Below are 13,882 nucleotides of genomic sequence, written 5' to 3' on the forward strand. Positions count from 1 at the left end.
AGCGTTTTGCCCTGCATCTGCCGAGAAACCCTCCTAGATCACCCAGCCACTCACCTCAGCACGGTGCGCGACGGTCCAGGACCATCACCGGTCGTGCTGCCGGTTCGAACGCCTCGGTTGAAGCTCGCGGACTTCGGGGCGGGGCGGTTCAGTTGTAGGTGGCGGTTCAGTTGTCGCTGGCGGTTCAGTTGTAGGTCGCGGTTACGTGGTAGACGCGGCCGCCCCAGCCGTCGTCGGGGAATGAGTCGGAGATGCGGACGTAGGCGGCCTTGTCCGGGCCCAGGTACGGGGTGAGGTCGAACGTGCGGACCGCCTTGTTTTCGCCGTCGTGGTACGGGTGGGTCTCGGTCGCGACTGTGGTCCAGTTCTTGCCGTCACCGCTGAGCTGGACGACAAACTGATTGTCGATTGTCAACGAAGTGCTGGCGGTCTTCGTATCGCCCGGGAACGGGAAGCGGTAGACGAAGTACGAGTGCCCGTCGGCGAAACGGTTCTGGACCCCGTTGCTCTGGGAGCCGTCGGCGTCCCACAACCACGGGGTCTCGGCCGCCGTACCGGTGTCGAAGGCAACATTGTGAACAATCAGAATGTCGGCTCGCGTGCTGAAGGAGAGCTGCGGACCGGACGTTGCCGTCGCGGTCACGGAGTAGCGGCCGTCTGGCGTACCGGCGGGGATCGTCACGTCCAGGGCGAGCGACTTCTGTACGGGCGTGGCGTTCCCGCGCGGCCGCAGCGTGATTGTCGACAATGCGGGAGTGACGCCCCAACCAGAAGGACCGTCGGCGCGGACCGCAACCTGGTAGGTGTCACCGATCGGACCGGTTGCCTCGACACCGACGTTGACCTTCACATGAGTGGCGCTCGCCGTCGCGGGCATCACCACCGGAAGTGCCGGGTTGGTTGCCGCCGACAACGATCGCACCGGCGGATGGGCCGGTACGGCGGCGATCAGTGCGCTGAGGGCACTGGCCTGCGTACGCCAGTCGAACGCGTTCGGATGATCGGCGCTGCCCGTACCGGACCACCGCTCCCCCAGCCGTCCGGCCGCGTCGCGGTCGTTGTCCCAGATGCTCGTCGCCTGCCGCGTGACGAAGTCGGTGTACCGCTGGTCGTGCGTGGTGTCGGCGAGGTCCATCCAGTACCGCAGGAAGATGCCCTTGAACTGCTTGCCGTTGTCATCACAGGTACGGTCCGGCGCATCGCAGGCCTCGGTGAGGATTCCGTTTGCGACCAGTCCGTCCGGTGCGATCGCGGCGTCGGCCAGGCGCCGTACCGTCGTCAGCAGTTTGGGGTCGTGGGTGGCGCGCCACAACTCGAGACCGGCGCCGATCGCGAGGCCCTGGTTGTACGTCCATACCGTGTCGCCGTTGCTCTGGCAGTTGCCCTTCAGACCATCGTTGACCAGGCCGGCGGAGTTGATCATTCCGCTGCCGGTGAACCACTTCCAGCCTTCCTGCGCGCGGCCGAGCCAGCGTTTGTCCTTCGGCAGCCGGTTGTGCAGCTCGGCGGTGAGGCGGATCCACAGGCCGTTGGTGACCGCGTTCTTGTACGTGCGCTCGGCGTCCCACCAGACTCCCCCGCCGCAGGTACTCGGGTCCCAGTAGTTCTCGACGTACTCCGCGATCGTGACTGCCATGTCGAGGTACTTGCGGTTCTTGGTCAGGTCGTACGCCTGAATCCAGGTCAGCGCCCACCATTCGGAGTCGTCGATCGCGCGGCTGGTGAAGTTGCCGAGCAGCGGGTCGCCGGAGAGGTACCCGGGTGGGAAGACGCCTTTGTCCTTCTCGAAGGTGTTGTCCAGCTGGGGTAGGTAGCGCCGATCCCCGGTGCGCTGCATGTAGTCGCCGATTGTCTGCAATGCGACAGCTGAGTTCCACCAGCTGGAGGGGAACCAGGCTTTGTTCGGCTCGTACGAGCTCATCAACACCTCGGCCGCAACCCGAGCCCGCCCAACGCTGGTGGAGGACTTGTTCGTGCTGGACAGGTCGGCTCCGAAGGATGGTGGGGATACGAGTGCGGTGGTGAGAAGTACGGCGCCGGCGGTGAGGGCGCGCAGGACTCGGGCAGGACGATTCACGACCATGATCTCCTCGACGGCTTCGTGGCGGTTCGGCGGACCGAGGCAATGGAAACGTTTCAGCCAACTATCGAGATGTATCGTCGCCGCCCCCGACAACGATGTCAACAACCGAGCCCCAACCGCCCAACGGCGGCTGGGGCGGGCGGCTGGGGTTGCATCTCCACTCTTGTTGTGGGTTCTCCACCGTTACACCAATGGAGAACCCACCACAGCAGTGGATATCCCCCCTTGTGACTGATGCGTGGGCCGGGTGGGTGGCCGGGTTGTGGGGTGGGTGGTGTGCGGTTGGACTGGAGGTGTGGGTTGGGTGGGTAGTGCACTGGAGCGTGAAGGGGTCGGGGTGTACGGCGTCTCGGGGTGCACTACCCGTCGAACTGCCGATCGTCCTGTCGAGCTGCGGTGTCCGATGCGGGCGTGGCAGGTGACCGTTGCGGTTGCGGGTCGGTGCCTCGCAACTCCCCCGCGGTCGCAACTGCGGTGGGGCGGTGGGGCGGTGGGGCGGTGGGGCGGTGGCGTGCGAGTGTGGTTGGGCCTGTTAGGGCGGTGGCTTGAGCTGGACCGTGGTTCAGGGGGGAGGGTGGGGGCATGGATGAGGAAGATGAGCTGTTGGGTATCGCGGAGGTTTCGGCGCGGATCGGGATGGCGCCGGACACGTTGCGGTACTTCGAGCGGCAGGGGATTGTGCCGTCTCCTCGCCGTGACAACGCGGGCCGGCGCCAGTACACGGCGGGTGATGTCGAGCTGATCCGGATGTTGGTGCATCTCCGTGAGACGGGAATGCCACTGGCCGACATCGCGCAGTTCACCGGCGCCGATGACAAGGTCGACGACCCGGCCGGCTTCCGGCTCGAGTTGCTCACGGCTCACCAGCGCCGGGTTCAGGATCGGCGCGCGGAACTGGACCGTGCCCTCGAAGTGATCACCCGCAAGATCGCGGACTACAGCGATCGGATCACGAGTACGCCGGAACTGCTCGACCGGCCGGACTGCACGATCGCGTTCACCGTCCAGGGCGACGGTCCGCTGCTGTTCCTTGTCGGCGCGCCCGCGGGACGAGCCGGCTTCGCCGCACTGGCGCACGAGCTTGCCGAACAGTTCCAGGTCGTCACCCACGATCCGCGCGGCATCGGCGCCAGCCGCGCGGTACCGGAGATGGCTGCGCCCACGCCCCAGGTCCTGGCCGAGGACCTGGCCGCACTCGTCGACCGGTTCACCGGCGGCCCAGCGCTGTTCATCGGTACCAGCGGTGGTGCTGTCACGCTGCTAGAACTGGCCAAGCAACATCCCCACCTGGTCGACCGGGCCGTCCTACATGAGCCGCCGCTGGTGTCCCTCCTGGACGACCCAGACCTGGCAGACCGCGCCAAAGCAGCATTCGCGGCGGCGGAAACCGACCCTCAACACGCGGTGCAAGAGTTCTTCGATCTCACCGGCGCAGGCCACCACACCGGGCCGGATCAGCTGCCGCCCACGCACCTGGATCTCCCTCAGCTACCCGCTGAGGAACTCGACAAGAACCGCTACTTCCTGGGGCAAATGGCCGGCCCCACGGTCTTCTACGTACCCGACATCGAGGCCACCCGCCGCAGCTCGATCGCGCTCTGCGCCGGCGCGCTAAGCCATCACCAACTGGCGCGCCGGGCCACGCAAGCACTCGCGGACCAGCTGGGACTGCCTCTGATCGACGTGCCCGGCAACCACGTGGGCGCAAGCGCCGAACCAGCGGAGTTCGCCCGCGCGGTTGTGCCTCTACTCCACAACTGATGAGGGGCGTAGTTCGTACCGGAGGTGAAGTACGCGGGTGCCCTGGATGGTGATGGGGTCTTGCAAGAGGTGCTGCGCGGCGACCGAGCCGAAGTAGCGTTTGCCGGTGCCGAAGATGACGGGGACCACGTCCATGCGTACCTCGTCGACCAGGCCCGCGGCGAGTACCTGGCCGCCGACGTCACCGGCAGCGACCTCCACGACGCGCTCCCCCGCGAGCTCTTGTGCCTTCGCTACAGCCGCCTCCACACCGTCGACGAAAGAGAAGGGCGTCGAGGGATCCCAGCCGTCAGGAGCCGGGCGGTGGGTCACGACGACAACATGCTCGACCCCGGCGGGAGGCTTGCCATCCCAGCCGTCGGTCATGTCAAAGACGTGGCGGCCGACAACGGTCACCCCGATCTGGTCCCAGTACGCCCGGGTGTACTCGTACGACGCCCGCGACACCTTCAGTATGCCGCTGTCGTCCAACGCGACATCACCGCTGGTCAGCCAGTCGAACAGCGGTCCCGGCTGGTCGTTCTCGTCCGCGATGAAGCCGTCGACCGACACCGAGCTGTACATGACCACCTTGCCCACAAGCCCCTCCTCTCCTTCAACAGTGGCCTCAAATTAGCGTGTCGCGAGCCGCGGTTCTTGTAAGAAATCAATCGGCAACGGCCAGCTGTCCAGTACGTGCCCGGGATGTTCGCGCAGAAACCGCCGCCGGACTTCGAGGTACTGGGTCGGCGTGAGCCCCGTGAACGCCCGGAACTCATGGCTGAAGTGAGCCTGATCGAAGTAACCCGCGCGACCGGCGAGCTCGCCCCAGTCGATCGTCTCGGCGGGATTGATCGAGAGCACGGTGGCGGCGAAGCGGTGGGTACGCGCCAGTCGCTTCGGCGTGACGCCGACGACTTCCTTGAAGCGCTGGGCCAGGTGCGTACTGCTGACACCAGCCGCCGCGCTCAGATCGCCGATCGCCACTGCCCCGCGGGTCGCCGCGATGACGCTGCTCGTGTGGCGTACCAACCCGAGGCCGGCGGTCGACGACAGCCGCCGCATCAGCTCGTCCTCAAGCAACGCCAGCATCTCGTACGGTCCGTCCGCCGCGGCGAGCCGATCTTGCAGCGCGGCGACGGCAGCACGGCCCCACACCTGCTCGATCGTCACCGGCCGATCGCACAGCTCGGCCGCCGGCATCGGCACGAGCGGCGCCAATCCCCACGGTTTGACGTGCACGCCCACAGACCGGGTGTGACGCGGGTAGCCGAACTCCAGCGCGCGGGTGGGCGTGGTGATCACACAACCGTCCGCGTAATCGGCCGGAGCGCCTTCGGCACCAGCGCGGATGCGGAACGCGTCCCCGAGATTGACGATGAGCAGCGCACCGGGCATCGGCGGCAGCATCAGCCGGGCGTACGGCGGCGTGCCCTCCAGGTAGTACAGGTCGTCGATCAGCCCGTCCAGCGGCGGCCGCGGCACTCTCGACACGTACTCCACATCGACAGCATCCCACCAACGCGTGCCGGGACGGTCCAGCGGTTGTCAGATGCCGGCTTGAGCTTGGATTCGGCCCGTGCCCGCAGCGGCGGTCAGGGAATCGTGGTCTTTGATGGTTTGATCCGCGTACGTTTCCGCGAATCTGGTGATTGCTTCGTCGAAGCGGGTGGATTTGCCCAGGTACCCGGCCAGCGCGAAGCGATCGCCGGAACGGGCATGGGCCCGCGCCAAAGTCCAGCCGCAGAGTTGTGCGTACAGCGTCATCGCTTCAGGGTTGAGCGCGTCGATATCGGCGGACATTTTCCAGTCACGCAATTGGCGTACGTAATAGTCCTGCTCGCCATCGGTGGTGTCAGCCCGCAACCAGCCAAGGAAAATGTCACTCGCGGCCTGCATCATCCGCTGCCCGACCACCACCCGCTCCCCCTGATTCGCATGGCTCGAAACCCGTGGCACGTACGCCGACAACGCCGAAGGCCCCGCCTGCTTCGCCTGCAGCAGCAGCGCCTCGTCCGCGACGGTCGACTCGAGCAGCAGGATCCACGCGCGCGTCCCGACGCTGCCGACACCGACGACCTTGTGCCCGACATCGGCCAGCCGGAAGTTGTCGAGCAACCGCCGCCGATCCTCCTGCAAAGTCCCGCGGTACTCCGCGATCAGCCGCCGCAATTGCGCGAGCAGCTGATCCGAATCGATATCGGTCAGCTCGTCAATCGGTACGACCAACGGCGGCTGCGACACGATCCGGCGATGACCGTCGACCATCGTGGTGAGTTTCCCGATCGCCTGCATGCTGTTCCGCGTGTACGCCTTGGCGAGTTTTCCCTCCGCCGCCTTGACGGCTTTGCGTTTCCGCTGCCCCGACGACAAGGTCGCTTTGTACCGCGCCGCGAGATCCTCCATGTCCATTCGCGCGTACCAGACCGCAAGAATCGGCTGCCGAGCGAATCCCCGCAGCGTTTCGCGATAATGGCGTACGACCGTGGCCACCACTTCCCGGCACTGTTTCGCCGTGAATCCATTGTCCCGCCCGGCCACGACAAAACTCGCCGCCAGCCGTTTCACATCCCATTCGAACGGGCCCAGCAGCGTTTCGTCGAAGTCGTTGATGTCAAAAACCAGGCGGCGCTCCGGCGATGCGTACGCGCCGAAGTTCGACAGGTGGGCGTCCCCACAGGCTTGTACGGTGAGGCCGGTCGGCGTGCTTTGCGCGAGGTCGGCCGCCATCACCAGCGCGGCGCCACGGTAGAAGGTGAACGGCGACACGAGCATCCGCCCGTACCGGATCGGCACCAAGTCGGGTACGCGGTCGGCGTCCTGAGTCATCAGCAGACCGACCGGATCACGGTCGGTACTCAGCCGCACCTCGGCGTGCGACTCGAGCGGCACCTGCTTCCGGACGGCCTTGCCCCGTGCCGCCCGCTCCTTCGCGCTCAGCTCTTCAGCCATACCGTCAGCGTCACCCAGCCGGCCGGCTTTTGCCAGCACCGACGCGATGACCAGTCAGCGAGACCGCCAATGTTGACTAATCAAGTGAACTTAAGCTGCTTTGCATGACCTTTCTCTGGTACCTTCCGAACCAAGTTGAGCCCGGCCATCGTGGCGACGACACCGTCCAGGGACACAACGGCATCGATCGGCTCACCGAGCTGGCGCGGCTCGCCGAGGATCACGGCTGGGCCGGTGCGCTGATCGGCACCGGGTGGGGCCGGCCGGACACGTTCACGGTCGCGACCGCGCTCGCCGCGCGCACCACCACCTTCCAGCCGCTCGCCGCGATCCGCCCCGGCTACTGGCATCCGGCACATTTTGCCTCCGCCGCGAGTACGCTCGATCAGCTCACCGGCGGCCGGCTGCTGATCAACATCGTGTCCGGACAGGACAACCTCGCGGCGTACGGCGACAGCGAAGGCGATCAGCCGCAGCGCTACGCCCGTACGAAGGAATTCCTCCAACTGGTCCGGCGATTGTGGACCGAGGAGGATGTCACGTACGCCGGGGAGTACTTCGCGGTGACCGGATCAACAGTCGCGACCCGTCCGGTCGTACGCCCCGGACGCCCGCATCCCAAGCTGTACTTCGGCGGCGCATCCGATGCGGCCCAACGAGTAGCGGCGACTGATGCCGACGTACAACTCTTCTGGGGCGAACCGCTCGACGGCATCGCCACCCGCATCGCCCGGCTGCGCGAACTGGAGAACGAGCTCGGCCGCGAACATCCGCCCCTCGAGTTCGGCCTGCGGATCACCACGCTGGTCCGCGACACCAGTGAACAAGCCTGGGCCGACGCCGAGGCGAAGGTCGCGAAGATGGCCGAAGCGCAGGGCAAACGCGACGGCCTCTGGTTCCGCGCCGAAGGACAGCAACGCCTGCTCGCACTTGCCGAGCGTAGCGAAGTGCTCGACGACAATCTCTACACGGCACCCGGCAAGTACGGCGGTGGCGGCGCCGGCACCACCTGGCTGGTCGGCTCCCCCGACGAGGTCGCCAAGTCTCTGCGCAAGTACCGCGAGCTGGGCGTCACGCACTTCATCCTTTCGGACACTCCGTACCGCGAGGAAACCGTCCGCATCGGCGATCAGCTCCTTCCCCTGCTCCGCTGACATCTATGCGTATCGCATAGACTGCACCACATGGATCTTGAAGGAGCGATCAATCGCTGGCACGAGCGGGTCAACGAAGGCGATCTGCAAGCAGTCACCGAAGTAGTGAGCGACCCGGTCGTGGTGCTCGGGCCGAAAGGGGCCGGGCCGATCACGCCGGCCGGCTTCGCGGACTGGGTGCAGCGGTCGGGCATCCGGCTCGTACCGCGGTCGTGGCATCCGATCAGTACGCGGCTGATGGTCGTCGAGGAGGACGCGAGCTGGCCGGACAGCACGGCGCCGACGCGGGTGGCGACGCTGTTCCGGGTGACCGGCGACAAGGTGTCGGCCGCGTTGCGGTTGCCGGATCTGCGATCGGCGCTCGAACTCGCGTACATCTGCCGCGAACTCGCCGCGACCGAGTAGATGCAAGGTCGCGTACGCTCCGGCGAACCCCTGCGCCTGAAAGGATGTCGTCGCCGCTTGACGCTTGCATGCCGAGTGTGATCGGTTGATTACCCTGCGCCAACAATGGGTATGTGGCGTAGTGAGGCATGTGAGGAGCAGCGATGGTCGAATATCTGCCCCGGTCGGCGTGGAACGCGCGACCACCCAACGGCGGGCCGGGGAACCTGACCGTGTCCCGGGTCCAAGGCGCGGTCATTCATTGGCCGGGCACCGGGTCGACGAAAGTCATCCACACCAAAGCGGCGGTCGCGTCCGCGTTGCGTGGCTGGCAGGACTACCACATGGACAGCCGCGGCTGGTCCGACATCGCCTACCAGGTGGCGGTCGACCAAGCCGGGCGCGCCTGGACGTTGCGCGGTCTGCGGACCCAGTCCGGCGCCAACGGCGACAACGACGTGAACGAACGGTACGGCGCGGTACTGCTGATCCTGGTCACCGGTGAACAGCCGACCGCCGCGATGAAGGCGACCACCCGCGCGGTGATCGCCGACTTCCGCCGGATCTATCCCCGCGGGACCGCGATCCGGCCGCACTCAGCGGTACGCCCGGAGCCGACCGACTGCCCCGGCGATCCCGCCCGCGCCGCGATCGCCCGCGGCGACTTCACCCCAGGCCACACCCCAGGTCACCCGGAGGACGACATGACCCCCGCCCAGATGCAGGAGCTGAAGAACTTCATCGAGGCCCGTACGCAGGCGTACGCGCTCTGGGTGCACAAGCAGCTGCGCCGCGACCTGACCGCGGTCGCGAAGGCGTACACGATGGACATCAAGAACTACGAGCGCCAGACGGATGCCGCGGATGCTGCCCGGGCGGCCGCCGCGGTCTGGGCGACCGCCCCGAAGAGCCTGCAAACCGACGGCACCCCGGCCACCCCGGAGCCGGCACCCACACCCGACCCGAACACCGACCCGCCCCTCCCCACCACAGACCTCGACCCCTTCCCACCCGTCGACACCACCCCCGACACTGCTCCAGACACCACCCCCGACACTGCTCCGGACGCTGGTGCCGACGCCGCTCCGGACGCTGCGGCTCCGGGCCCCGTTTCAGGGGTCAACCCCTGACATTGCCCGGTCACCGGCCGGATGCGAGGGGTGAACGGACGCTCCGCGACGTTCACCCCTCAAATGGTCCTCGGCGCGGACTGTCGGTGGGTCCTGGTTGGGTGGTGCGGTGGACTTGGAGAGCTTGCCGGAGCGGCTGGAGAAGATCTCGATCCGGTACGGAGAGTGGCTCGGCTTCGAGCGCGACCCCGACTGGTTCCTGCTGAAACTGCAGGAGGAGGTCGGTGAGCTGACCCAGGCGTACCTGCAGCACACCGGTCGCGCTCGTGCCAAAGGACTGAGCGAAGAGCAGATCCGGGACACGTTCCACCAGGAGTTCGCCGACGTGCTCTGCCAGCTGCTGCTCTTCGCTCGTCAGCACCAGGTCGACCTCCCCGCGGAGGTCGACCGGAAGTGGCTTGCCTACGAGGTTTGAGTGCTCCGGCGTTCGCTCGCGGGGGCCTTCGCCACCACCACCATGGCGACCAGCAGGGCGACAGTGATGAGGATGTCGACGGTCAAGCTCACGCGCATCTGCGGCTGGACAGTGACCTCCAGGCCCAGCAGGACGGCGTACGACAGCGGCCAGTTCAGCGTGCCGACGAGCTTCCACGCGACGTTCCAGCGGTTCGACATCCACAGCATCCCGATGCCGATCATGTAGGCGACCGCCGGCAACACGATGCCCGGCAGGAACGGGCCGAAGAACACCACCGCGAGCGCGGCCATGTCGAGCGGGCGCAGCTTCGGCGGAACCTCCACCAGGACAAGGCCTTCGGTGGCCGCGGCGACGATCTCCTTCGGGTCGCCGAGGCGCTCCAGGATTTGCCGGATCTCGCTCTCCGACGTCGCGCCGGCCGCACGCTCCTCGGCGATGTGCGCCTTCATGTCGTCGATCAGCTCGGTCCGGCGGGACGCCGGCAACTGCTCGGCCGCCTTCGCCAGGTCCTTCAGATACGCGTCGACCAGCCGGTCGTTGTCCTGCTCCACGTTCATCCCTATCTCCCACTCTGCAAGAGCTTGTCGACCGAGGCGCAGAACCGTTGCCAGTCCGCCGTGAACGCGGCCAATGCCTGGCTGCCCTCCGCCGTCGATGTGTAGTACCGCCGCGGCGGACCGGACTCGGACTCGCGCCAGCTCGTCTCCACCAGCCCCTCCCGTCGCAGCCGGGCCAGCAGTGGGTAGATCGTGCCTTCGGTCGTCACCAGTCCGTCGACCTCGCCCAGCGCCTTGACCAACTCGAAACCGTAACGGGGCTCTCCCTGCAACAACGCCAGCACGCAGTACTCGAGGGTGCCGCGGCGCAGCTGGGTGAAGACCTTTTCCGCTACCATGCGATACAAGGTACCTGTCCGTGCCAGCATCCAGCAAGTGCGCCTGCCGCGTCAGCCAATCAGCCGGATCCGACGGGTTCGGTCAGGCGCCCGGCCAGGCGCCCGGTCAGTCGCCCGGCCAGACGCCCAGCCAGACGCCCAGCCAGGCGCCGGTCAGTCCGTCTTGGGGCGGATGGCGAACATGATGGTCAGGACGAACGCCGGAATCGCCAGCACCCAGGTCGAGCTGAGGTTGAACAGCACCGGAGCCAGGCACACCAGCAACAGGTCGAACCCCCGCGCCGGCTGCGAGAACAAACCGGGCGGGATGGCACCCATCGGCGACGTGACCAGCGGTCCCCCGTACGACGGCGGGCGCCCGGAGGCCTGGCGTACGGAACCGGCGATGATGCCGGCCGCCACCGCGAACGTCGCCGCCCCGTCGCCGATCGCGGGCGCCGCCAGCACCGACCAGAGGATCGCGGTCAGCCCGGGGACGACCGCCATCACGACGCGGAGTTCCCGTAGATCCATCCCGAGCGCACGGACCAGCCCGGTCGAACGGCACGCGGTACGCAGCCCGTCGAGCAAGGGGCGGACGGCAACGAACCCGGCGAAACCAGCGGCGATCGGGACGAGGACATGAAAGCCCGCGCCGGCCACCGCGTACGGGACGACGAGTAGCGCGGCGCCGATCACCAGCCGGCGCGGCCAGCGGAGTACGCGAAGGAACTCGCGCTGTACGATCGCGGCGCCGCGCGCCCCCCGGCCGCGCCGCGACCGGACGCGGCCCTTCAACCGCCAATGCCGGCCGGAGATCACGTCGCCGAGCATGCTGATGTCGAGACTGCTCGCGGCGCCCGCGAGCCCGGCGAGCAGTTCGCCGCCGGCGATCACGCTGGTACGGCTGAGTCCGGCGAGCGTCCGTGACGTGACGAAGGCGAGAACGACCGCCACCACGACGGCGACCGCGCCCAGCAGCAGGAGCACGTGCGACTGACCGGAGCTGCTGACGCTCGAGTGCGGGACCGCCCTCAGACCGAGCGTCACATGGCCGTACTCGTCGACGAGATCCGTGTATGTCTGAACGCCGACAAAGCTGCTGCCTGCCGTGCTCGACGAGCGCTTGTGGAACGCGAGGATCACCGCCGGAATCACCGCCGCGATCAGCAACAGATCAGCGACCCGGAGCGTCCACCGGGACCGAGGTGTCGTCTGCTGCGCCCACACGGTCACCATCGCCGTACACACCAGCAGCGCACTGATCAGCACCGCGACCCCGAGCACCTCCAGCAGCGGCGCGCCCAGCAACGCCCAGATCAGCGCCCCGACGACAAACCCGGCCACGCTGACGGTAGCGACCACCAACCGGTACGCGGGCCGCAGCAGCGCGGACCGGCTGACCGGTGTGGCGAGCAACCAGAACCCACTCGCCCGCGTCGCCGAGACCGGGCCGATCGCGAGCAGCATCCGCAAGGTGGTTGCCAGCAGCAACGGAATGATGATCCACGGCATCCACTGGATCAGCTCGCCGCAGCTCCAGGACGTACACCGGGCGGCGTTGTTGTTCAGGTGATGGACGACATTTCCACCGGTCGCACCGGCCATCGCCAGCGTGAACAGGACCAGGTAGATGTCCTCGAAGATCTGCCAGAACGACCGATCCGCGTGCCGTCGCCGGGTCGTACGCATCCACTGCCGCAACGCCCGCGAGGACGGGATCGTCCCGAAATCCGCCGGGTCGAACTGCACCGGCCCGTCCGCCGAACTCATGGCAGCGGGGTGAGCGTGACGACGGAGTCGGCGACTGTTTCGACCAAGGCCGGGTCGTGGCTGGCGAACAGGATCGACGTACCGGACTTCTTCTCCTCGACCAACCGGTCCGACAGCCATTGCACGCCGCCGGTGTCGAGCCGGGCCTCGGGTTCGTCCAGGACCATCAGCGTACGCGGGCGGACCAGGGCGGTCGCCAGCGCGAGGCGGCGGCGCTGACCGGACGAGAGCGAACCCGGCAGCTGGTCCGCGGCCGGCAGCAGGCCGATGTCGTCGAGGATCGTGTCGACCAGATCCTCCGGCGACGCGTTGCCGTGCGCGCGGGCGAGCAGATCGAGGTGCTCGGCCGCGGTCAGGTCCGGGAAGAAGTCCAGGTCGTCGAGCAGGGTCGCGACATCCCGGCGGACCGCCTCGGCCCGCTCGTCGATCGGTACGCCGTCGAGCAGGATCTTGCCGGCGGCCGGCGCGGCGGCACCGACGATGCACTTCAGCACCGTCGTCTTGCCGGCGCCGTTCGGCCCGACCAGCGCGATCGCCTGGCCGGCGGCCAGGTTGAAGGTGAGCCCCTCGATCACCGGCCGGTCGCCGTACTTGTGCTGCAACTCCTGCACCGCCAGCCGCGGCGCCACCTTCTTGCTCACAAAAAACCTTCCATCACTTCAGGCGGGTATCCGAGTGCCCAGCAACTGCGGCGCCGGACGCCGGTTCAGCAGTCGTCGGAGTGCCCGGACGTCACTTCTTGCGGACCAGCGTGAGGCCGTCGCCGATGCCGAGCATCACGACGTCGACCCGGTCGTCGGCGGCGACATGGGCGTTGAACTCCTTGCGGTCGGCCGGACCGTCCGCGTCCACCACCCGGCCGCGGGCGAGCGTGTTGTCGAAGAGCATCAGCCCGTTCGGCCGTACCAGCGTGACCAGTCGCTCGAAGTAGTCGATGTACCCCGGCTTGTCGGCGTCCACGAAGGCCAGGTCGAACGTCCCATCCAGCGCGGCGGCGAGCTCATGACCGTCACCGATCCGGAGCTCGATCTTGTCCGCGACGCCGGCCCGCTCCCAGTACTTGCGGCCGATCGCGGTCCATTCGGCGCTCGCGTCCAGGCAGATCAGCTGCCCGTCGTCCGGCAGCCCGCGGGAGATCGCCAGCGCGGAGAAGCCGGTGAAGGTACCGATCTCGACCGCGCGGCGGGCCGAGATCAGCCGGGTCAGCGTGGTCAGCAGCGCCGCCTGGTCGGCGGTGGTCAGCATCACGGCGGCATCGCCGAGCGTCTGGGTCTCGGCCACCAGCTCGGTCGCGATCGGGTCCAGCGGCATGCCGTGCGCGACCATGTAGTCGTGCAGCTCCTCGGTCACAGCTACCTGATGGCCCATGATTTC

At 67.4% G+C, this 13,882-nt stretch carries 14 protein-coding genes; 5 read left to right on the plus strand and 9 right to left on the minus strand.

All coding sequences use genetic code 11. The features are described 5' to 3' along the window. Positions 1-184: 184 nt before the first annotated feature. On the minus strand, positions 185-2,083 hold the full coding sequence (locus ABD260_RS22000; protein ID WP_344235776.1) for a glycoside hydrolase family 76 protein: 1,899 nt from the start codon (positions 2,081-2,083) through the stop codon (positions 185-187). 582 nt (positions 2,084-2,665) lie between these two features. On the opposite strand from ABD260_RS22000, the gene ABD260_RS22005 reads away from it, so the two are divergent. Beyond that, on the plus strand, positions 2,666-3,844 hold the full coding sequence (locus ABD260_RS22005; protein ID WP_344235778.1) for an alpha/beta fold hydrolase: 1,179 nt from the start codon (positions 2,666-2,668) through the stop codon (positions 3,842-3,844). Here ABD260_RS22005 and ABD260_RS22010 read toward each other — a convergent pair. Genes ABD260_RS22010 through ABD260_RS22020 form a run of 3 tightly spaced genes read right to left on the minus strand, consistent with a single transcriptional unit; the run spans position 3,830 to position 6,775 of the window. Next, positions 3,830-4,423 (minus strand): dihydrofolate reductase family protein, encoded by a 594-nt coding sequence (locus ABD260_RS22010; RefSeq protein WP_344235780.1) that lies wholly within the window; start codon positions 4,421-4,423, stop codon positions 3,830-3,832. The genes ABD260_RS22005 and ABD260_RS22010 overlap by 15 nt on opposite strands. Positions 4,424-4,456: 33 nt before the next feature. Further along, the gene (locus ABD260_RS22015; RefSeq protein WP_344235782.1) at positions 4,457-5,326 is read right to left on the minus strand and encodes an AraC family transcriptional regulator; all 870 of its coding nucleotides are present in this window, start codon (positions 5,324-5,326) and stop codon (positions 4,457-4,459) included. A 45-nt stretch (positions 5,327-5,371) separates the two neighbouring features. Next, entirely contained in the window at positions 5,372-6,775 is a 1,404-nt protein-coding gene (locus ABD260_RS22020; protein ID WP_344235784.1) for a DUF2252 domain-containing protein, read from the minus strand. 104 nt (positions 6,776-6,879) lie between these two features. Here ABD260_RS22020 and ABD260_RS22025 point away from each other — a divergent pair, with 104 nt between their 5' ends. The 4 genes from ABD260_RS22025 (at position 6,880) to ABD260_RS22040 (ending at position 9,858) form a co-directional block, all read left to right on the plus strand. Next, entirely contained in the window at positions 6,880-7,929 is a 1,050-nt protein-coding gene (locus ABD260_RS22025; RefSeq protein WP_344235786.1) for an LLM class flavin-dependent oxidoreductase, read from the plus strand. Between the two features lie 30 nt (positions 7,930-7,959). Next, a complete protein-coding gene (locus tag ABD260_RS22030) occupies positions 7,960-8,334 on the plus strand; it encodes a hypothetical protein (RefSeq protein ID WP_344235788.1) in 375 nt (124 codons plus the stop codon). A gap of 143 nt (positions 8,335-8,477) precedes the next feature. Continuing rightward, a complete protein-coding gene (locus tag ABD260_RS22035) occupies positions 8,478-9,443 on the plus strand; it encodes a peptidoglycan recognition protein family protein (RefSeq protein ID WP_344235790.1) in 966 nt (321 codons plus the stop codon). Positions 9,444-9,552: 109 nt separating this feature from the next. After that, complete coding sequence (locus ABD260_RS22040; protein ID WP_344235792.1) at positions 9,553-9,858, plus strand: nucleoside triphosphate pyrophosphohydrolase family protein; 306 nt, start codon at positions 9,553-9,555, stop codon at positions 9,856-9,858. Here the strand turns inward: ABD260_RS22040 and ABD260_RS22045 are convergent. The 5 genes from ABD260_RS22045 to ABD260_RS22065 form a co-directional block, all read right to left on the minus strand. Next, positions 9,846-10,418: an HAAS signaling domain-containing protein gene (locus ABD260_RS22045; protein ID WP_344235794.1), complete on the minus strand. Its 573-nt coding sequence runs from the start codon at positions 10,416-10,418 to the stop codon at positions 9,846-9,848. The two genes, ABD260_RS22040 and ABD260_RS22045, sit on opposite strands and share 13 nt — an antisense overlap. A 2-nt stretch (positions 10,419-10,420) precedes the next feature. After that, positions 10,421-10,756 carry a PadR family transcriptional regulator gene (locus ABD260_RS22050; RefSeq protein WP_344235796.1) on the minus strand — a complete coding sequence of 112 codons (336 nt, stop codon included), beginning with the start codon at positions 10,754-10,756 and terminating at the stop codon, positions 10,421-10,423. Positions 10,757-10,909: 153 nt separating this feature from the next. After that, the gene (locus tag ABD260_RS22055; protein ID WP_344235798.1) at positions 10,910-12,508 is read right to left on the minus strand and encodes a DUF6297 family protein; all 1,599 of its coding nucleotides are present in this window, start codon (positions 12,506-12,508) and stop codon (positions 10,910-10,912) included. Continuing rightward, positions 12,505-13,149 carry an ABC transporter ATP-binding protein gene (locus ABD260_RS22060; RefSeq protein WP_344235800.1) on the minus strand — a complete coding sequence of 215 codons (645 nt, stop codon included), beginning with the start codon at positions 13,147-13,149 and terminating at the stop codon, positions 12,505-12,507. The genes ABD260_RS22055 and ABD260_RS22060 overlap by 4 nt, the downstream gene beginning before the upstream one ends. A 91-nt stretch (positions 13,150-13,240) precedes the next feature. Beyond that, entirely contained in the window at positions 13,241-13,876 is a 636-nt protein-coding gene (locus tag ABD260_RS22065; RefSeq protein ID WP_344235802.1) for an O-methyltransferase, read from the minus strand. Positions 13,877-13,882: the final 6 nt, after the last annotated feature.

Source organism: Kribbella hippodromi, assembly GCF_039531045.1.
Taxonomy (GTDB): domain Bacteria; phylum Actinomycetota; class Actinomycetes; order Propionibacteriales; family Kribbellaceae; genus Kribbella; species Kribbella hippodromi.